This window comes from Mucilaginibacter inviolabilis (genome assembly GCF_011089895.1).
Taxonomy (GTDB): Bacteria; Bacteroidota; Bacteroidia; order Sphingobacteriales; family Sphingobacteriaceae; genus Mucilaginibacter; species Mucilaginibacter inviolabilis.
Genome location: NZ_JAANAT010000005.1, coordinates 32,536 through 53,727, shown reverse-complemented (window position 1 = coordinate 53,727; position 21,192 = coordinate 32,536). Strand labels below are relative to the sequence as shown.

16 protein-coding genes are annotated in these 21,192 nt (G+C 42.9%); 12 read left to right on the top strand and 4 right to left on the bottom strand.

Features of this window, described 5'->3' with window-relative positions:
* Positions 1-67: 67 nt before the first annotated feature.
* The 7 genes from susR to G7092_RS26845 all read left to right on the top strand — a co-directional run bounded on the left by susR (position 68) and on the right by G7092_RS26845 (position 11,949).
* The gene (gene susR / locus G7092_RS30925; RefSeq protein WP_166094692.1) at positions 68-1,663 is read left to right on the top strand and encodes a SusR family glycan utilization regulator; all 1,596 of its coding nucleotides are present in this window, start codon (positions 68-70) and stop codon (positions 1,661-1,663) included.
* 600 nt (positions 1,664-2,263) lie between these two features.
* Complete coding sequence (locus G7092_RS26870; RefSeq protein ID WP_166094690.1) at positions 2,264-5,233, top strand: SusC/RagA family TonB-linked outer membrane protein; 2,970 nt, start codon at positions 2,264-2,266, stop codon at positions 5,231-5,233.
* A 26-nt stretch (positions 5,234-5,259) separates the two neighbouring features.
* Positions 5,260-6,783: a RagB/SusD family nutrient uptake outer membrane protein gene (locus tag G7092_RS26865; protein WP_166094687.1), complete on the top strand. Its 1,524-nt coding sequence runs from the start codon at positions 5,260-5,262 to the stop codon at positions 6,781-6,783.
* Between the two features lie 132 nt (positions 6,784-6,915).
* Complete coding sequence (locus G7092_RS26860; protein ID WP_166094684.1) at positions 6,916-7,845, top strand: GyrI-like domain-containing protein; 930 nt, start codon at positions 6,916-6,918, stop codon at positions 7,843-7,845.
* A gap of 116 nt (positions 7,846-7,961) precedes the next feature.
* Positions 7,962-9,995: a kojibiose hydrolase gene (locus tag G7092_RS26855; protein ID WP_166094682.1), complete on the top strand. Its 2,034-nt coding sequence runs from the start codon at positions 7,962-7,964 to the stop codon at positions 9,993-9,995.
* Between the two features lie 294 nt (positions 9,996-10,289).
* On the top strand, positions 10,290-11,462 hold the full coding sequence (locus G7092_RS26850; protein ID WP_166094679.1) for a glycoside hydrolase family 130 protein: 1,173 nt from the start codon (positions 10,290-10,292) through the stop codon (positions 11,460-11,462).
* Position 11,463: 1 nt separating this feature from the next.
* The gene (locus tag G7092_RS26845) at positions 11,464-11,949 is read left to right on the top strand and encodes a peptide deformylase (RefSeq protein ID WP_166094677.1); all 486 of its coding nucleotides are present in this window, start codon (positions 11,464-11,466) and stop codon (positions 11,947-11,949) included.
* A 246-nt stretch (positions 11,950-12,195) separates the two neighbouring features.
* Here the strand turns inward: G7092_RS26845 and G7092_RS26840 are convergent, their stop codons facing one another.
* Both G7092_RS26840 and G7092_RS26835 read right to left on the bottom strand, forming a co-directional pair.
* Positions 12,196-12,606, bottom strand: coding sequence for an ester cyclase (locus G7092_RS26840; RefSeq protein WP_166094675.1), 411 nt, complete (start codon positions 12,604-12,606; stop codon positions 12,196-12,198).
* Positions 12,607-12,674: 68 nt separating this feature from the next.
* Entirely contained in the window at positions 12,675-13,568 is an 894-nt protein-coding gene (locus G7092_RS26835; RefSeq protein WP_166094673.1) for a helix-turn-helix domain-containing protein, read from the bottom strand.
* A gap of 330 nt (positions 13,569-13,898) precedes the next feature.
* Here G7092_RS26835 and G7092_RS26830 point away from each other — a divergent pair, with 330 nt between their 5' ends.
* Together G7092_RS26830 and G7092_RS26825 are read left to right on the top strand one after the other, a co-directional pair.
* On the top strand, positions 13,899-14,369 hold the full coding sequence (locus G7092_RS26830; RefSeq protein ID WP_166094672.1) for a DinB family protein: 471 nt from the start codon (positions 13,899-13,901) through the stop codon (positions 14,367-14,369).
* A 10-nt stretch (positions 14,370-14,379) separates the two neighbouring features.
* Positions 14,380-15,075, top strand: coding sequence for an ArsR/SmtB family transcription factor (locus tag G7092_RS26825; protein ID WP_166094670.1), 696 nt, complete (start codon positions 14,380-14,382; stop codon positions 15,073-15,075).
* On the opposite strand, the gene G7092_RS26820 is transcribed toward G7092_RS26825, so the two are convergent.
* Complete coding sequence (locus G7092_RS26820) at positions 15,064-16,464, bottom strand: serine hydrolase domain-containing protein (protein WP_166094668.1); 1,401 nt, start codon at positions 16,462-16,464, stop codon at positions 15,064-15,066. The two genes, G7092_RS26825 and G7092_RS26820, sit on opposite strands and share 12 nt — an antisense overlap.
* A 149-nt stretch (positions 16,465-16,613) precedes the next feature.
* On the opposite strand from G7092_RS26820, the gene G7092_RS26815 reads away from it, so the two are divergent.
* Complete coding sequence (locus G7092_RS26815) at positions 16,614-16,784, top strand: hypothetical protein (RefSeq protein ID WP_166094665.1); 171 nt, start codon at positions 16,614-16,616, stop codon at positions 16,782-16,784.
* 18 nt (positions 16,785-16,802) lie between these two features.
* On the top strand, positions 16,803-17,078 hold the full coding sequence (locus tag G7092_RS26810; RefSeq protein WP_166094663.1) for a hypothetical protein: 276 nt from the start codon (positions 16,803-16,805) through the stop codon (positions 17,076-17,078).
* A gap of 12 nt (positions 17,079-17,090) precedes the next feature.
* Here the strand turns inward: G7092_RS26810 and G7092_RS26805 are convergent, their stop codons facing one another.
* Positions 17,091-17,501, bottom strand: coding sequence for a nuclear transport factor 2 family protein (locus tag G7092_RS26805; RefSeq protein ID WP_166094661.1), 411 nt, complete (start codon positions 17,499-17,501; stop codon positions 17,091-17,093).
* A 334-nt stretch (positions 17,502-17,835) separates the two neighbouring features.
* On the opposite strand from G7092_RS26805, the gene G7092_RS26800 reads away from it, so the two are divergent.
* On the top strand, positions 17,836-21,027 hold the full coding sequence (locus G7092_RS26800) for a S41 family peptidase (protein ID WP_166094659.1): 3,192 nt from the start codon (positions 17,836-17,838) through the stop codon (positions 21,025-21,027).
* The last annotated feature ends 165 nt before the right edge of the window (positions 21,028-21,192 follow it).

Here is a 21,192-nt window from a genome sequence, read left to right as displayed (position 1 = left end):
GCTATTGCAGTACACCATATCAGTTAATCGATTTACTATGAGAGTTTATATACTAATTTTATTTCTTGTGCTTTTTGGATATAGGGCCACCTACGCATCTTCAAAAACAGATAGTCTGCTGGCTGTGCTAAAACGGGAACTTACAAGGAAAAAAATTTACGACGATAAAAAAGAAGCCGACATACAAAAACTCAAAACAGTATTATCAACTACACCGTTAACCGATCAAAACAGCAGGTACAAACTGTGCAGCAATATATACGAAGAGTATAAAGTTTATCAATTCGATTCGGCCTTTGTTTATATCCATAAAATGCAGGATATAAGCGATGCGCTAAAGGACGCATCAAAGCAAAATGATTGCAAAATTAAGCTGGGTTTCATCTTGCTTTCGGCAGGCATGTTCAAGGAGGCTTTTGATTGCTTTAATGGCATCAATACGCAATTATTAAGTAACGATGGTAAAATTGAATATTACTCATTAAAAGCCCGGGCCCATTCAGACCTGGCAGATTATGACGATAATGCCTTTTACAGCCAGTATAATAACTCCTTATCCATTAAATACCTCGACTCTACCATTGCCCTTTGCAAACCAAACACCTACGAGTGGTTAAGGCATCAGGGCGATAAACAGGTAAGGTTGGGCGATATTAAAAAGCCATCGGAGTATTATATGCATTTATTTTATCAGTACCCGTTAACCACCCATCAACGGGCTATGATAGCTACGGGGCTTTCACAGTTTTACCGTGATCCTTCGCAAACACAGGAGCGTACCAACTTATTGATCATTGGGGCTATTAACGATATCCGCTCATCAACCAAAGAAACCCTGGCCAGTTTTGAGTTAGGCAATTTGTTGTACCGCACCGGGAATATTATAGATGGTTATACGTTTGTTGACCAGGCAATGAACGATGCGGAATACTACGGCGCCCGGCTCCGGAAAATAAAGATAGGGGCGGTATTACCCGTAGTAGCTGCTCAAAAATTGGTTATAATGGAAAAGGAAAAGAATAAATTCCTGGTATACCTTTTATCCATTACTGCGGTTTCTCTTTTAGTGCTCATGGTGGCATTTATTATATTTAACCAGCTCAAGCGCTTAAAAGCAAAAGAAAAGATCATCGAAGAAAAAAATCAGCAGTTGGAAAGCATCAACGATAAGCTGATAGAGGATACACACATTAAGGAAGAGTATATCGGCTATTTTTTTAATGTGATATCGGGCTATATCCTCAAGCTCGAGAAATTAAAAAGAAATATTGACAGAAAGCTGTTGGCCAGAAAATATGACGATATACAGCTGGCGGTTAATGAAATAAATATTAAAAAGGAACGCGAATTATTATTCTATACTTTCGATCATATCTTCCTGAAGATATTCCCCAATTTTATTACTGTTTTTAACTCTTTGTTTAAACAGGAAGACCAGATATGGCCTCGTGACCATGAAGTGCTGAATACCGATCTCCGGATATTTGCGCTGATACGCATGGGCATAAGCGATAATGAAACTATTGCTAATATTTTGGAATATTCTGTAAATACGATATACGTGTATAAAATGCGTATCAAGGCAAAATCCATACTTCCCGGCGAACAGTTCGATCAAAAAATAATGGCTATTAAAGCAATTGAGGTATTAAACAAAATGTAACCCATAAATAGCCGATTTAAGTATAATATGAGTATAAAATGAACTTAAAAATGCTTAAATTTTATTTATACTTTTTGAAGGTTATGCTTTTTTAAGTATCTTATTATCAATTTTTTACATTTTAAAAAAGCTATATATTTTTATATTTTAACAAAAAAAATAGGTAATACCCCCATCTGCATATTACTTTGTATGAGGTGATCTTATATCCTGTAAAATAATTTAAATATTATCAGGATGAATGATCCTTTCCTGATAATAAAATATAAACCCATAATAAATTAAATTTTCATGTGTGCAGCTTTTAAACTGCCAGCGTAGCAAGGGATATTGATCTTTTGTAATAAACCGGATGAAGTGCTTTTGCCTGTTTTTGGCATTTGGCTTTGACGTAATTTTTGATTTAAAACTAACCTGAATATGAATATAAAACTTACTAAAACCTCTAATTCCCCGTAATGCTGAAACTGTAACTGATGTAATAAATTAATTGTCAGTTACTTGATATTTATTAGTACAAAATAACATTTACGGTTATTTTATTTGATAAATTAATAGTTTACATTTATAACAAACCAATTAAACACTAAATCTAAATTTATGCAGCTAAAAAATTTACTTAAAGTAAGCTGTCTTGCCATTTTTTGCTTCTTTGCTGTGCCTGCACTGGCACAAAACAAAGTAATAACCGGCAAGGTTACAGACTCTCACGATGGTTCGCCAATGCCTGGTGTATCTATCGTAGCCAAAGGCTCAACCATTGGTACCAATACAGGGCCCAACGGCGATTTTAAACTCTCCTTACCCGCTTCAAATAATACACTGGTGGTGTCATTTATTGGTTATGCCAAGCAGGAAGTTGATATAACCGGCAAAACAACGGTAGATATTGCACTTGTGGGCAGTGCAACTGCCTTGAGCGAAGTGCAGATAGTGAGTGTGGGTTACGGTTCTCAACGCAAAAAAGATTTGACGGGTGCCGTATCAAACATTAGCGCTAAAGACTTTAACCAGGGAGCCGTTATTAACCCGCTTCAACAGATCCAGGGTAAAGTTTCGGGTGTGGTTATTACCGAAGGTAGTGGCGACCCGAACCAGAACATCAGTATCCGCCTGCGTGGTCAAACTTCCATTTCGGGAGATCAGTCGCCCTTATTTGTGGTGGATGGTGTACAACTGAATGATCCAAGTCAGTTTCAAAATATCGCGCCGGGTGATATCGAATCTTATGACGTATTGAAAGATGCATCAGCAACCGCTATTTATGGTTCAAGAGGTGCTAATGGTGTTATCATTGTAAATACCAAAAAAGGGAAAGCCGGCCGTGCAGAAGTAACCTACAATGGTTATGTAAGTATGGCCAAACAGGCCAATTACTATGACCTGCTAAACACTGCCGAATATCTGGCTACGCCACAGGCCAAAGCCAACCCGCAAACCCAACAGGGCGAAAGGGATGATGTTAATACTGATTGGCAAAGAGCCATGAACCGTACGGCAGCTATTCAGAGTCATAACCTGGCTATCTCTGGTGGTAGCGGCAGCTTTAATTACCGTGCATCGTTAAACTACCAAAATCAGCCGGGTATTATCATTAACAGCGGTAAACAACAATTAGGTTTAAGGTTTAATGCCGAACAAAAAGCGTTAGACAATAAACTGGATATAGTAATGGGTATATCAAACGTGAATACCAACAGGAGCCTAACCAACCTGGCTAACCTGGGCTATGTATTTAATGCGTTACCTACTATCCCGATTAGACTGGCCGATGGTTCATTTAATGATTTTGGCGCCGGCTATAATGCTTACAACCCGGTGTTATACCAAACGGAAATCTATAACAGGCATAATGAGTACCTGACCAATATCAATGGTACTGTTAATTACAATCTTTTACCAGAGCTTAAGATCGGGGTTACCGGTTCAACTGTTCGTAACAATGTGCAAACGCACTATTTTCAGCCGGCATTTAAGGCGCAAAACAGTGTGAGCAATGCCAATGATTATAATTACAATACCAACTCCTACAGCGGCGACATACACGCAAGCTATGATAAAAGCTTTGGCAAACACAACATTTCAGTTGTAGCCGTAGCAGAAAAAGATGTGTTTTATTATGATTATTTCTTCGCAGCAGCACAAAACCTGCTGGTTGAACAAGGTTTGGATAATAACTTAGGTACCGGTATTTCCCCGGTTTCTGTGCCTATCGGTTCATATAAAGAAGAGTATCAGTTAAGCTCATTACTGGCCCGTGTAAATTACAACTACGATAGCCGCTTTTACGCAACAGTATCCGTACGTAATGACCGCTCAAGTAAATTTGGTGCTAATTTTCAATCAGCCTATTTCCCGGCAGTTGCCTTGTCATATCGCCTTAAACGCGATTTATTTAAAAGCGTGGATTGGGTAGATGATTTTAAATTGAGAGCTGGATTTGGTGAAACCGGTAACCAGACCCCAATTGGCGACTACAGCAGCCTGGCACTGGTAGCACCAGGTAACAGATATTATGATGGCGCAACCGGTAACTATCCGGCAAGTTACGCACCTAACCAAAATGCTAACCCATACTTAAAATGGGAAACAAGGGTAGGCCGAAACATTGGTGTTGATTTCTCTTTATTTAACAACCGTTTAACAGGCGATATCAACTATTACAACGATAAAACAAAAAACCTGCTCTTTAACAGTACCGTGGCAACACCTCCAAATTTGGTTAACACCACTTTTGCCAACGTAGGTACAATGACTAATAAAGGTTTGGAAATTGCCCTTACCGGTCAGATATTAAAAGGCGATGGTCTTAACTGGACCGCGTCTGGAAATATCAACTTTGTTAAAACCAGAATAGCCAATCTTTCCGGAACTTTGGCCGACGGACAAAAAGTGAATACCAGCTTTCTGGATGTAGGCTTTGCACAGGGACAGGGCTTAAGCTCAACAGCTATTACGCGTTTTGTGCCAGGATACGCTCCTTATGTATTTTATTTGCCGCATTACACAGGTATCAATGCACAGGGTGTAGAGCAGTTTGATGGTAAAACAGTTAGTGAATACACTGGCAATATTCCGCCAAGTCATTATGTTGATCCAAGTGCCAAGTTTAATTATGGTATTACCAACAACTTTAATTATAAAAACTGGAGCCTTGGTTTCTTCTTCCGTGGTGTTTATGGTAATAAAGTATTTAACAACACTTTGTTAGATTATGAAACGGTTACCCGTTTACCATCTACAAACACTACCCGTGCTGCTTTAACCAACGGAGTAACCAGCGCGCCAACAGCATCTGACAGATGGCTGGAAGGTGCATCTTTCCTGAGATTGGATAATGCGTCATTAGGATATACATTTAACCATATTAAAGGGCTTAACTCTTTAAGGCTTTATGTAGCTGCCAATAACGTTTTTGTAATTACCAAATACAGAGGTCTGGATCCGGAAGTTGACGTTGCTCCGAATAACAACCCTAATCAAAATTATATTGATGCCGATTATGGTGGTTATGCTTATTATCCAAAAGCAAGAACATTCACATTTGGCGCAAGTGTTTCATTAAAATAGTGGCTGTTATAATTAAATTAAAAGAGATGAAAAAAAGAAATATATTATGCCTGCTCGCATCTGTAGTGGCGGGAAGCATACTTACCCAATCCTGCAAAAAGCTTGATCAGAACACTTATAGTGTGGTGCCGATAGAAAACTTTTACAAAACCCCGGCACAAATAGCTGCGGGTTTAGCACCGGCTTATGCGGCTTTGACCCCTTTGCAAACTGAAAATGTTTTTCAGCTGAATGAGGCCTCAACCGACGAAATGATCATCCCCACCCGTGGTAACGACTGGTATGATGGTGGTGTGCATACACAGTTATGGCAACATACCGTGGATGCCAACAACTCTAACGATAACGGCGGCTGGCAGGATCTGAGCAATGGTATAACCAAGTGTAATTTTGTGATAAACATTATCAATGGTTTATCAGATAAGCCTGCAAATGCGCCTGCGCTTATTGCGGAGATCAGCGTTTTAAGAGATTACTATTTATTTTTAATGATGGACCTTTATGGTAACATACCTGTAGTTACATCATATAGCACAAGCGCAAGTTTGGCCCCTGTAAAAAGAGCAGATGTTTATGCCTACTTGGAGTCGGATCTTTTGAAAAACGTTCCGTTGTTATCTACAGATAATGCTACAAGCAACCCGGCAGTGTATGGACACTTTAATCAATGGGCCGGTGACATGTTATTAGCCAAGCTTTATTTAAATGCACAGGTATATACAGGTACACCGCAATGGGCAAATGCAGCCAAATATGCTCAAATGGTTATCGACTCTAAAAAATATAGCTTACAGCCCAACTTTTTAGATAATTTCACCTACAGTAACCGCGGCTCAGTCGAAAATATATTCTGTATACCCTTCAACTATCCGTTAATTAAAGGCAACGTAATTCAGATGTATACGCTGAACTACAACAATAACCTGACCTTTAATTTAACCAATCAGCCTTATAACGGATTTTGCGCACCAACCGTATTCTATCGTTCATTTACAGCAGCCGATGTTCGTAAAAAAATGTGGCTTACCGGGCAGCAATTTACTGCAGCTGGAGCGCCTATTGTTGGTACTGTGTTGAGTATTTATGTTAATGAATTAAGTAACCCTGCTGATAGCTTTAAATATGCGGGCGCCCGTAGCGTGAAGTATCAGCCACAACCTGGCACCGGTAGTGATGGTACCAGTAATGACGGAGTTAGGTTCCGCCTGGCCGATGCCTATATGATGGTGGCCGAAGCTCAATTGCGTATGGGCGATATGGCTAATGCTTTAATCAATGTAAATTTAATAAGAGCAAGAGCCGGAGTTCCTAATTTTACCAGTTTATCCAATGACGATCTGCTGGCCGAACGTGGCCGTGAGTTTGCCTGGGAAGGCTGGCGCAGGAATGACCTGATCAGATTTGAAGTGGCAACCGGCACCAAATATTATACCGGTCCGCGCTCACCAAGCAAGGCGCAGGATGCTGCCGATAATCATACGTTTTTGTTCCCGATACCTCAACCTCAAATTAATACTAACCCATTGCTAAAACAAAACCCGGGGTATTAATTAATACATTTGATTTATGCTAATACAACAATGGAACAGCTCAAAACTGTTCCATTGTTTTTATAAAAAAACGCTGAATAAGATTGCAGGTCAATCCAAATAATATTGTAATTTCAGTGTGGTTCCTAAAACATGAAAATAACATTTACTGTAATCGTTCTACTCATTATTGCGGTCTTTATACCCTTTCACCAACAAGCCAGTGTGAGTATTAAGACTAGTTATTTTGAGGTATGTCAGCAGTTGATATCGGCCAATAATTGGAAACGCTGGCAACCAGATATCCGGAATGAGTTGGCTAATGCTAGGCAAATCAAATTAACTGCCGATGGTCGTACTTTTTTGATTAGTATCCCCGGACAATCTTTTGAAGTGGAAAATTTGAGCGCTAATAGTTTTAAGATTACAAAAACACGAAATCATATAGCGCATCAGTATAATTATACCGTAATGCCGGATGGGGCAGATAATAACACCACCATAGTTGTTGATGTTAAAAATAATGTGGGTAAATGGCTGCTTTCTAAATTTGATTCTGCCGGAAACATACTTGATGATCTTAATGCATTAAAAAAATTTATGGGCGATGCCAAGTTGTACTACGGATTTAACATTAATGAAAAAAACGTAGATGAAAGTTATTTAGCGATAAAAAAGGAAACGATACTTACTCAGAACAAATATGCCGCAATAGCCCGGGCGGCAAAAGATGTACATGATTTTATTGTTCAGAATAATCTGCAGGCTCAACAACCCTTAACTGGTGCTTACTATCCCCAAAAAACAGATTCGTTACAAATACTGATCGGGATACCTGTAAATAAACAGGTAAACTCAACGGGCGGCATTACTTTTATGCATATGCCAGGTGGGAAATGGCTTATAGGTGATTATAAAGGTAAATACAGCAACAGACAGCAGTTGTACAACGCTATGGAAAAATACATGCAGGATCATGCTTTATTAAAACAAATAGCACCAGTTGAAAGATATTTAGATAATAAACCTCCTGCGAATGATGATGATGTTATAAGCATGCAGGTTAATTACCCGGTGCTTTAATACAGTTAAAATAGGGAGGTACGGATGGCTTTATTAACAAAAGACAATAGATTGAAGTTTAACCCCTTCAATACTTGGCTTGTATGATACTCCGGTTTTTAAATAGGATAATTGATATGAACAGAATATATATATTGTTGATCGGCTTTTGTTGTTTAGATGCAACCATATTAAAGGCTCAGGATGCCTGGAAAATAAAAGCGGATAAGATAGACCCAGCCAATTATTATGGCATTACCGTGGCCAATGGCATGATCGGCATTGTGTCGTCGCCCGAGCCGTTTAAGGTGAAAAATGTAGTGCTTGCAGGGGCGTATGATTTGTATGGGCGCGGCCGGGTAAGCAATTTCCTGAACAGTTTTAACCTGTTAAACAGCTATCTTGAAATAAATGGCAAACGTGTAGAAACTAAAAACATCAGTAACTTTAAGCAGGAGTTGGATATGCAGCATGCAGCCTTCACCACCACATTTGATTATGGCGATATTGCTTCTGTTAAATACACTTACTACTCGTTAAGGCAGCTACCTTTTACGGTGCTGATGGATATCAGTATCACGGCTAAAAAAGCCATCAATGTTACGGCTGCCAGTGTAATGGAAGCACCCGATGCATTAAAGGAAGTGCAGAACTATTATAACGAGATTGACAGGCCGCACGTAACCATCAGTCTGCTGACGTCAACCGCTAAAAGTCCTACGGGTAAATTGCAGCTTTGCGCCTCTAACACTTTTTTGTTTAACGAGCAACATGGTCAGGAACCGCGTGTGATCCATGAGATGTGGGATAACAACATGCACCTGATGAAGTTTAGCAAAAGCATCACCGCTGGGCAAACCTATCAGTATGCTTTGGCTGGTTCGTCCATTACCTCGGCACACGACGCCGACCCGCTAAACCAGGCCGAGCGCCTCACCATGTTTGCCAAGCTCGAAGGTCGTGAGCGGTTAGTAAAATACCATGAACAGGCCTGGGACGAACTTTGGAAAAGCGACATTAAAATTGATGGTGACGCGCAGGCCCAGCAGGATGTACATAGCATGCTGTATCATCTATACTCGTTTTCGCGCGCGGGTACAGCCTACTCGCCATCGCCTATGGGCTTGTCGGGTTTAGGCTATAATGGTCACGTTTTTTGGGATGCCGATTTGTGGATGTACCCCGCTTTGCTGGTGATGCACCCCGATATCGCTAAATCACTGGTTGAATACCGTTTTCAGCGATTGGCTGCCGCAAAACAGAATGCCTTTTCGCATGGCTATAAAGGCGCCATGTTCCCTTGGGAGAGCGCCGACAGCGGAGTGGAAGAAACCCCGGTTTGGGCCTTGAGCGGTCCGTTTGAACATCATATTACCGCGGATGTAGCCATGGCGGCTTGGAGTTATTATTGTGTTACCCAGAATAAGCAATGGCTACAGGAGAAAGGCTGGCCGATACTATCGGCAACCGCCGATTTTTGGGCAAGTCGAGTAGAACGCAATGGCGACGGTCATTACGATATTAAAGATGTGGTGGCCGCAGATGAGTGGGCCGAAAATGTAGATAATAACGCCTACACCAATGCTGCCGCGAAAGCCAATTTGCAAGCCGCTGCAGCCGCTGCCAAAATATTGGGTATCACTGCCGATCCGGATTGGCAGCAGGTAGAAAAGAATATCCCGATCCTGCAATTTCCAGACGGTGTTACCAAAGAGTTTGCCAGCTATAAAGGCGAAGGTATTAAACAGGCTGATGTAAACTTGCTGGCTTACCCGCTAAAAACGATCACCGACCCGGCGCAGATTAAAAAAGACCTGGAATATTACGAAACCCGCGTGCCTAATGAAGGTACACCCGCCATGACGCAGGGCATATTTACTTTGCTATACGCCCGTTTGGGGAATGGCGATAAAGCGTATCATTTTTTTAAGGATGCTTATGAGCCCAACTTGTTGCCGCCATTCCGGGTTATTGCCGAAACTAAGGGTGGTACAAATCCCTATTTTGCAACAGGAGCAGGAGGCATTATTCAAAGTTTACTGATGGGTTTTGGCGGGCTGGATATTACCCCCGAAGGCATCGTGCAAATTAAAAGTAAGCTGCCTAAAAACTGGAAATCGTTAACCATAACCGGTGTGGGAACGGATAAAAAAACATATGTGGTAAAGTGATGTTGAAAAAGAGGGCGCATATTGGAATTATGCCATTGATCAAGCTCCCCTCTTGAGAGGGGGCGCGTGAGGTTGCGTAGTAGCAGGGGTGTGTTCATAAAGTAGCAGAACACACCCCTACACCCCTCTCAAGAGGGGAATCGCACAGCTCCTCTGCTTTTTGATCATCCTGCTAACAGTTATAATCAAGATCGGGTGACCACATAAAAGATTATTAAAGGCAAAGAACTTTACGATCAATCTTTTTGTTTACTATCTTGAACCTTGATTCTAATATCTTGATTCTTATCATCTATGAAACTGAATTTTATTGTCATTTCATGTATTGCTGGTGCCCTAACGTTGGGAGGCTGCCAAAGCAATCAAAAAAAAGCCGCAGTTAAGGTTGATACGGCCAATAACTGGGCTATCTTACCCTTTACAAAGCTCGATAGCGTTAATCCTGTTTTAGGTCCTGGCCGGGGCAATTTTATCGATCCGATATTAAAAACTAAAGTTTTATGGGAATCAAAAGATGTGTTTAACCCGGCTATCGTGAATCGTGGAGGCAAAATCTGGATGCTTTACCGGGCGCAGGATAGTACCGGCAAACCGGCAGGTACATCGCGCATTGGTTTGGCCGTAAGTACCGATGCTATACATTTTGTGCGCAAGCCAACACCGGTATTGTATCCAGATAAGGATGATTACCAAAATCTGGAATGGCAGGGCGGCTGCGAAGACCCGCGGGTGGTAGAGGATGGTCATGGAACTTATTACATGACCTATACTGCTTTTGACGGCACAACTGCCCGTTTGCTGATAGCTACCTCCACCGATCTCATCAACTGGAAGAAACACGGCAGCGTGTTTGCCAAATCTGATAGTGGTAAATACGCCGGTAAATGGAGCAAATCAGGTTCTATCGTATCTACCTATAAAAAAAGCGGGAAGGTGATCGCCACCAAAATTAACGGCAAGTATTGGATGTATTGGGGCGATACCCAGATATGGGCGGCAACATCAACCGACCTGATCAACTGGACACCTGTAAAAATGCAGGCAGGCGAAAAGCCCCCGGTAAAATTACGGTCGCAGGCACTCAACATGCCCGAGCTCAAGATTGCCCTGCCTACCCGCGAAGGTAAGTTCGACAGTGACCTGGTAGAATCCGGTCCGCCGGCTATCTTGACCGATAACGGGATTGTGCTGATTTATAACAGTCGTAACATGCCTTCTTTTGGCGATAAAACGTTGGCCGAGGGTACGTATACCGCCTCGCAGGCTTTGTTTGATAAGAACGATCCTACCAAACTGCTCAAACGCCTGGATCATTATTTTATGAAACCCGAAAAGCCATACGAGCGATCGGGCCAGGTGAACCAGGTTTGCTTTGTGGAGGGTTTGGCTATATTTGACAATCAATGGTACTTGTATTATGGTACTGCCGACTCAAAAATTGCCGTGGCCACAAGCCCTGTTAAATAACATGAAAACATTAGCCGAGCTGTTACTCCTGGGCGACCCCAGGTTATATGAAAAATGCGAACCCGTTTTGCAAACCGAACTCCCTCTGTTAGCCGATTGGGTGGCCGATATGGATAATGTGATGCGGGAGATCCGCGCTAAATACAATTTTGGGCGAGCCATAGCGGCTCCGCAGTTAGGCATAATGAAGAGGCTGATCTATATGAATATTGACCGACCAATCGTTTTTATCAACCCCAAATTTACCTGGTTAAGCGACGAAAAGTTTGAGCTTTGGGACGATTGCATGAGCTTCCCTAACCTGCTGGTAAAAGTGGCGCGCCACAAAAAACTCACCATCAACTATCTTGATGAAAACTGGCAACCCCGGGAGTGGCACATGCAAGATGACCTGGCCGAGTTACTGCAACACGAATACGACCACCTGGAAGGCATCCTGTGCATCAGCCGGGCTGTTGATCCCCGGGCATTCAAATGGCGGCTTTGAGCATGGCTTATAAAGGCCTGTCAGTCTGAGCTTGTCGAAGACACGCGTGTAGAGGCCTGCCCACCATGGTTCGACGGGGCTCACCATGACATCTCTCCCTCATGTCATTGCGAGGAGGAACGACGAAGCAATCTCCTCGCGTTCTCATGGATAGAGTAGCTACGAGATTGCCACGCTGCGCTCGCAATGACATATTTTCTTTGCAATCGCAAGGGGACGAGCAACTGTGTGGCGGCGGCGAAAACCTTAATTTGCCTTCTTCACCACATCCTGTATATCCCTGATGGCCCAGTGATCGGTGTATACGCCGTCTTTTAAATAAAGAATGTCCATAGTAGGTATCACCACTTGTTTGCCGCTGCCTTTTATGCCCATAAACTCACCGATATGCGTGCCATGCATTATTTTGTGGGTAAATACTTTATTGCCTTCAGCTACCATGTGTTTGATCTCCATCCTAAGATCCGGAAACGCTTTTCTAACCACCTGGTCTATAAAATCAAAAGTGGCCTGAAAACCATTGTCGGTACCTGCGGGAGCGCTGTGGTTTATAAAATCGGGGCTTACAATTTCCTGGTAAGCATTAAAATCACCTTGCTCCAAAACCTCGCGGTTAAAACGGGTTACTACCGCTTTGTTCAATTCCTGTTCTGTCATATTTTATTTTTTTAAGTAGTGGCAAAATTATCTGGAACGGCTTAAGGGATATGGTACAAAACTATGCATTAACGGTAAATTTCGAGGATGGATCTGCGATACTCGGTCGGAGTTAAATTTTCCAGCCGTTTAAAAAAACGGTTAAAATAGGCATCATCTTCAAAGCCAAGCTCAAAGGCAATTTCCTTAACGGATTGTCCGGTATGAAAAAGCAGGCGTTTGGCTTCAATCATCAATCGTTCATGGATATGTTGAATCGGTGTTTTGCCACTTTGTGCCTTCACAACGGAAGTTAGGTGCCCTGTCGAAATATTTAGCAATTGGGCATAGGGGGCTACTTCATGTAACTGTAAATAATGTTCGGCTATCAGGGTGGTAAACTGGCAGAGTAATTGGCGGTCGGTATTTTGCCCGTTAACCGTAAATTGCTGCTCATAAAGGCGACTAAGATAAATGAGCAGGTTATGCAGGTAAGCCTGCAAAGCAGCGTTTTTCCAGCTTTGATGCTGATGTTGCTCTTCCAGCATCAGGTCGATAATACGGCGTATAAAATCATGATCGGCGGCTTGCAGTTTCAATTCATGACCGTTTTGCGGATTGGTGATGATGGGCAGGTTCCGGAACAGGCGGTTACTTTCCAGTTCAATAAATTCGCGGGTAAAGCAAATGTTTACACCCATAAAAGGCTTGGCCTGCTCCTTGATATGTACCTGCTGCGGAGTAGAAAAATAAAAACAGTTGGGATCAAGCTGATATAAGGTAGAATCAACCCAATGCCTTCCATCGCCTTCATCAACCAGTCCTAGCTGGTAATAATTGCGCCGGTGAGGTGCCAGGAACATCGCTTTGTGTTTATTAAACTGACCATTGGCTTCAATCAGCTCAAACATGCCATTGCCCGCCGGAAACATTTCCTGGAAGGAGTACTGGGGTATGATATGATCTTTTGAGGGTGATGCCATGATGCAAATTAAAGAATAACGGGCATTAACACCAAGAGCCTGTCATTCTGAGCTTGTCGAAGGGTGTGTGCAGAGGCCTGCCCACCATGCTTCGACGGAGCTCAGCATGACACCCGATTCTTTTATCACCAATTATTTTCAAATCACAGTAAGGGTAAAAGCCTCTGTGCATGTTCTATAGGTGATAAGGTTTAATTTTTAATTTGTGTGAAGCAAACAGCCCGGCCCCCAACAAGGTTGGGCTGTTGCGTTTTTATCAGAACAGTTAAATCCAACCCGAAGTGTAAGCTATTTAGCAGTGGTATAATTGCATTAAATAATAATACACATATGAATAGCCAGGAAATTATCTGCTTAAATTTTAATGAAATAAGACGCCGGAGTATCAAGGTATGGCTCGGGATACCCGAAGATAAATACGATTGGAAACCCGATGGCGGTGCGATGACCTGTATTGAAACTATCCGTCATATCACCGAAAGCCAGTATATTTATCAGCAGATTGTGATTAACCGGGGAGATCTGGGAGAATTAATTACACCATGGCAGGATAAGCCATATAGGAGCGTTGAAGAGGAAATAGCGTTTGCAGCACCTCATCATGCTGCTTTTTTAGAAGTGATCCGCGGGTTTTCGGAAAAAGAACTGCAGGAGATAGAGATTGTAAGGCCTAAATCAAACTTGCGACGTAAACTGGGCGATTATTTATTGAGGATTGCCTATCACGAAGCTATACATACCGGGCAACTGTTATCCTATTTAAGAACAATGAATGTAGACCGTCCCCAAATTTGGGATTAATTGATAAAGTATGACTAACCTGAGTAGTTTTAAACAAGCGGCGGCACTGTTTGGGGAACCGGCCCGTGCCGCCATGATCTGGGAACTGTTTGACGGCAAACCTGTATCTGCCGGCGACCTGGCCATCGCGGCGAATATTACCCCGCAGTCGGCCAGTAGTCACCTCAAAAAACTGGTGGAGGCGGGGATACTCCAGGTGCAGAAACAGGGGAAACATAAATACTTTGTATATGCCAATCCCGAAATAGCGGTGGCTGTAGAAACGCTGAGCAATGTTTTTTCGACACCAAGGGAGATAAATCTTAGCCATGCTCAGCGGGAAGTAAGGGCGGCACGTAGTTGTTATGATCATCTGGCGGGACTAGCCGGGGTGCAGGTAACTGAAGCGTTATTGAGGAAAGGATTGATCACCGATCACCCTGACTATCTTAAACAATTTAGCGTTACACCACAAGGACTTAATTGGTTCAAAGCGCTGGGGATAGATATTCCACAGCTAACCGTTGCCAAAAGGCCGCTTGCCTTGAAATGTATCGACTGGACCGAGAAAACCCCGCATCTTGCCGGCGGTCTTGGCGCGGCCATGCTGCAATATTTTCTGAAGGAGGGCTGGTTCCGAAAAGTTTATCAAAAAAGGAGCCTGCTCATTACTTCCAAAGGCGAATTTGAACTAAAGCAACAATTAAACATCGATTTAAAGGGGTAGTAGCTCTAGCTTCTTAATATGCTCTGCCGCGTTGTTATTCTTAGGGTTTAGCTCCAGTGAACGTTTGTAATTTTTAAGGGCCAATTCCCGCTCGTCCAAGGCTTCATATGCTTCGGCCAGGCTGTCATAAGTATTGGCGCTGTTGGGGTATAAATTGGTATTTAGTTTAAATACTTCTGCTGCATCCTTTTTTTTGTTATCAGACATCAGCATATATCCCAGGCTGTTTAAATCATCCTCGGGCAATTGATAGGCGGGGTCTTTTTTCTTTTCTTTTTCTACTATTTCCATAGCGTGACTATAGCCCCGTCTGGCCAGTTTGGCACGCAACGCTTTAATTTCTTTCGGAGATTTAAATCCGTAAGCGAGCCATTGAGCCTGCCACCAGGTTTGTTTACCCCAAAAAGTATTCAATATATCGGCCGTAATATTTAGGCCATAGGGATTATGGGTAAAGTACACGAGGATTTCCTGCCGATCTGGAAAAGCGATAAAGAAACCCTTAAAATCGCCGTTATCGCCCCAATGCCATATGGATTTTCCCAGTTCATTTTGCTGTAGGCCTACACCAAGTCCCCAGTTAATATGCTGGTTGGCTTCTATTACAGGATGATCAAACCGGGTTCCCGAGCTTGATTTTTCAAACATCATTTGATGAGTGGCGGGTTTTAATCCCTGGCCGGCTAACAGGGCCTGTAAAAAAAGAGCATAGTCATGGGCTGTGGTCAACAAGCTATAAGCTGCATTCGCATTTTTATGCCGATTGATGGCTTCCGGGCTATTGCCAAATGCAGCCAGGGTGTCAAATTTACTTTCCCACACATAGCTGCTGCTGGTCATTTTAAAAGGGGTGAACACCTCTTGCTGCGCCAGTTCATTCAGTGATTTACGTGTTAGCTTTTCAACGGCTTTTTGTAAAAACACATAGCCCTCACCCGAGTAGGAGAAACAGCTATCGGGTGTAAATAATAGCCGTGCACCTTTATCGTCGCCCCAGTTGGGTAAACCTGTGGTATGTCTTAATACCATCCTCGCGGTTATTTTGGCGTACCGGGTATCTTTGGGATCAAAGCGCTCATAGGTGCCTGTATAATGTAATAGCGGCGTATCCAGACTAATGATGCCCCTGTCGTACAAACGCATTACCGTGTAAGCAAACACACATTTACTTAATGAAGCCGCCTCAAAAATGGTATTGGAGCTTACTTTTTTATCAGAACCTTTATTTACTGTGCCAATGTTGTAGGCCTGGATATGGCTGCCTTTAACATAAACCAGTTGTAAACCCTGTATGCCATATTCATCGGCAAAGGATTTTATTTTTTTCTCCTGTGAAAATGCATGGGTGAAAGCCAGGAGTAAAATAACAGCGCAGCTTATCTTTTTCATGTAATGAGGATTGGTATGGGAACTAACTAAAAGACGCCGGAATCTCCAATTCGTTACAGAGTATCCGGTGTGAATCAAATAAATTTTATGCTCCGGTAGGGGTAAAAGCCCAGGGGCGTGTTTTAGTGTAAATAAGCATTAATAAAACTATGAACAATACAAACCTATGCCAGCCAAACAGTTTTGACAGATTAAAGCAAGAAAACCAGCACCCGGTTAAAATAATGGAAAACCAGATAGACAGAGCCCTGAAAATGCTTCATTTTAAACTGGTTGACGATTTGCACATGATCATTTGGTATGTAACCAGCAGCTTATAGTTTACCAGTATGAACACGATGGATAGGTTACTAACAAAATATATGCTGGGCGAAGCCAAGCTTGCAGAAATAGAAGCGATTGACAAGTGGGTAGCTGCCAGCAAGCATAACCTGAGATACTTTACGCAGTTTAAACTGGTATGGGATATATGCGAGCTGGTAAAACCCGAAAGTAATATCAATATAGAAGAAGCCTGGGAAAAGTTTAAAAAGATGGCCAAAAAGGGCAAAGGACCGGCGGCTATCATCAATATGATATGCCTGATTGTGAAGGCTCCAACACTAATTGACTAACTAACAGATGGGTTACAGCCGACGGTCTGCTTCGTTAATAAGTACATCGTTAATGCTGGCATATCTTTTTTGCATCAGGCCATGTTCGTTAAATTCCCAGTTCTCGTTACCATAGGCGCGGTACCATTGCCCTGCGGCGTCATGATATTCATATTCAAAACGTACGGCTATCCGGTTACCGGTGAAGGCCCAAAGCTCTTTTTTTAGTTTATAGTCGAGCTCTTTTTGCCATTTGGTCGTCAGGAATTGTACAATCTCGGCCCGGCCATTGATAAACTGCGAGCGGTTACGCCATTCGCTATCGATAGTGTAGGCTAAGGATACCCTTTCAGGATCCTTGCTGTTCCAGGCGTCTTCGGCCAGCTGTACTTTTTGAGTCGCCGTTTCAAAGGTGAAGGGTGGTAGGGGTGGTTTTTGTTCCATGATGAAACAAATATAAGCAGGGCAATGGCAATCATTATGGTATCATTTACTGATTGTGTGGTACATAGAGTTAAAAAATATTTAAGGTTTGCAAACGAGTGCAAGCAGATTAGCGTGGTGTATGATTTTTGAATAATACCACGGTTAAGTATTTTTATCGCGTTATTATTTCCAAATTTATAATGTACTATAATTTTAGAATCGATATTTTGGCTAATTAATGCACGGTTAGGCGCATGCAGGCCCTGTCCTGCTCTTCCGTTGCCGTCATAAAATATTCAGGTACACTTTTAACATAGCTCAAAAATATCTTTATTAATAAAACTTAAACCCAATGAAGAAACTATACGCGGTACTGTTTTTGGCAGTACTTTGGCAAACAGGTGCCAGGGCACAAGACGCAGGGGCATATTTTACTTCAAACCCGGCCCTTACACCCAATGGTAAAACCGTTATTTTTAGTTACGAGGGCGATCTTTGGAAAGCCGACATCAATAATCCTACAGCGGTAAGGCTTACCGCCATGCAGGGCGAAGAGATAAATCCTCGTGTATCGCCCGATGGACAATGGCTTGCCTTTTCATCAAACCAATTTGGCAATTACGATGTGTATGTTATGCCTCTTGCCGGTGGCGATATCAAACAGCTAACTTATAGCGATGCCGCCGACAATGTTGATTCATGGAGCTGGGATTCCAAATCCATCTACTTTAATTCATCACGGTATAATGGTTTCAGCGAATATAAAGTGGCGGTTACCGGAGGTACCCCAAGCCGCTTGTTCGGTAATTATTTTAATACCATCCATGGCGTAGTTGAGCACCCCCAAACCGGCGAGCTGTTTTTCAGCAATACCTGGGAAAGTATCTATTTCTCAAACCGTAAGCATTATAAAGGTGCCTACAATCCCGATATCCAATCATACAATCCTAAAACAAAGGCTTACAAAAAATATACCGACTGGCAGGGCAAGGATTTCTGGACCACCATTGATCAAAAAGGCAATATCTACTTCGTATCCGATGAGGGTAACGAGGAGTACAACCTGTACACTTTTATCGATGGTAAAAAAACAGCGTTAACCCAGTTCCCTACATCAATCAAACGCCCTAATGTAAGTGCCGATGGCAGCAAGGTTGTTTTTGAAAAAGATTACCAATTATTTGTTTTCGATGTAGCTTCCAAACAAACCCAAAAGCTAAACTTACACCTGTTCCGCAATAATGTATTACCTAAAGACCAGGCTTTTGAGGTTGGTGGTAAAATTGAATCGGCAGCCCTATCGCCCGATGGTAAAAAGCTGGCTTTTGTATCGCGCGGCGAATTGTTTGTGAGCGATGTGGAAGGTAAGTTTGTTCAGAAACTTGAACGCAACACAAGCGAACGTGTTACCGAGGTGAGCTGGATGGCTGATAATAAAACGCTCATTTTTGCACAAACACTGGGCGGCTTCCCCAACTGGTACACCATTCCCGCCGATGGCACAGGTATCGAAAAGCAGGTAACTAACGATAAAGGTAGCAACCGGTTGTTGGCTATGAATAAAGACCGAACGCAGGCCGTTTACCTGAGCGGTCGTAACGAGCTCCGTTTAATGGATCTGAAAACTATGACTTCCAAAACAATTGTTACAGATGAGTTTTGGGGGTTTTATAACCCGCAGCCGCGTTTTTCGCCCAATGGCGAGTATGTAGTTTATAATGCCTACCGCAATTTTGAGATGGACATTTTTGTTTACGAGATAAAAACCGGGAAGGTATTGAACCTCACCAACAGCGGTGTTACAGAAGCGGCGCCGTTTTGGTCGGCCGATGGTAAGTACCTCTTCTTTGCATCGTCGCGTACCCAGCCCGAGTACCCGTACGGTTCAAAGGATGCGCATATTTATCGTATGCCGCTGCAAAAATATGATGAACCTTTCCGGATGGATAAATTCTCGGCCCTTTTCAAGGAGGAGAAAAAAGACGCTGACGATAAAAAAGATAAAGACAAAAAGACATCGACCAAAAAGAAACCACTGTCAGAGCAGCCTGCCCCTAAACCGCCTGCCGATATTGTTATAGATACTGACGAACTGATGAAACGGCTGGAACGCGTGAGCCCGGAATTTGGCCAGGCACAGGGGCCTTATGTTATTCAAAAAGGTGATAAAACGCTGGTTTATTACTCGTCAAACCATAGCGAAGGCAAAGCCGCCCTTTACCGCACCACGCTCGAAGCTTTTGAGCAGTCCAAAACCGAAAAAGTTGGTGGCGGTGATTTTGGCAACTATAATATTTTTGGCAATGGCGATAAATATTTTGTGCAGGCAGGCGGCAACATCTATACGTTAAATATTGATGCCAATAAGGTTGATAAAGTAGATATCAACTACGGCTTTACCCGCAACCTTGCCGGCGAATTTACCCAGATCTTTGATGAAACCTGGGCGGGTTTGGATGAGAACTATTACGATGGCCAGTTTCATGGCGCCGATTGGAAAAAGGTGCATGATACTTACAAAGCCTTTGTTCCCTACATAACCAATCGTGCCGATCTGCGCCTGTTGCTTAATGACATGCTTGGCGAACTTAACTCATCGCACCAGGGTTTTTACTCAAATGGCAGCGAGGAAACGAAAAATCTAACCTACCGTACTATGGAAACCGGGATCATATTTGATAACAACGCGCCATATAAAGTAAGCGGCATAGCTACCCGCAGCAATGCCGATAAAGCAGGCATTGATGTAAAAGCCGGGGATAAACTGAAAGCGGTAAATGGTGTTACTGTTGATGAAAAACAGGACCGTAATTATTACTTCACCAAACCATCGCTCGATAAGGAAATTGAATTAACATTTGACCGCGCGGGCAAGGACATTAAAGTTAAACTACACCCGGAAGCAAGCGGTGATTTTGTGGGCAACCTTTATGAAGACTGGATTGAAGGCAACGCCAAAGCCGTAGCTGAAAAAAGTAAAGGCCGCATTGCCTACTCCTACATGAAAAATATGGGGCAAGGCGCTCTTGAAGATTTCCTGGAGGATATGGTTGATGACGCCTACAAAAAAGATGCGCTGATCCTCGACCTGAGGTACAATACCGGCGGCAACGTGCATGATGATGTGCTGAAATTCCTTTCGCAAAAGCCATATTTGCAGTGGGCTTACCGAGATGGTAAAAAAACGCAGCAACCAAACTTCGCGCCGGCCAGCAAACCCATCATCCTGCTTGTAAACGAGCAAACCCTAAGCGATGGCGAAATGACCGCAGCGGGTTTCAAAGCCTTAGGCTTAGGTAAGATCATCGGCACAGAAACCTACCGCTGGATCATTTTTACCAGTGGCAAAGGCCTGGTTGATGGCTCGTTTTACCGCATACCGGCATGGGGCTGTTATACGCTTGACGGCAAGGACATTGAGAAAACAGGCGTATCACCGGATATTTATGTGAAAACAGATTTCGCCGACAGGATGGAGAACAAGGACCCACAACTGGACAGGGCTATTGAAGAGATACTGAAGCAGTTGCCCCCTTCTAAATAATCCATGATTGGACATTTACCTCAAAAGGGTGTCATGCTGAGCTCCGTCGAAGCATGGTGGGGAGGCCTCTGCGCTCTACCCTTCGACGGAGCTCAGGGTGACACCCCACTTTTTTGAACATTTTCATCCTTTTTGTCACATGATGGGCTTTTACTCCCTCTCCTT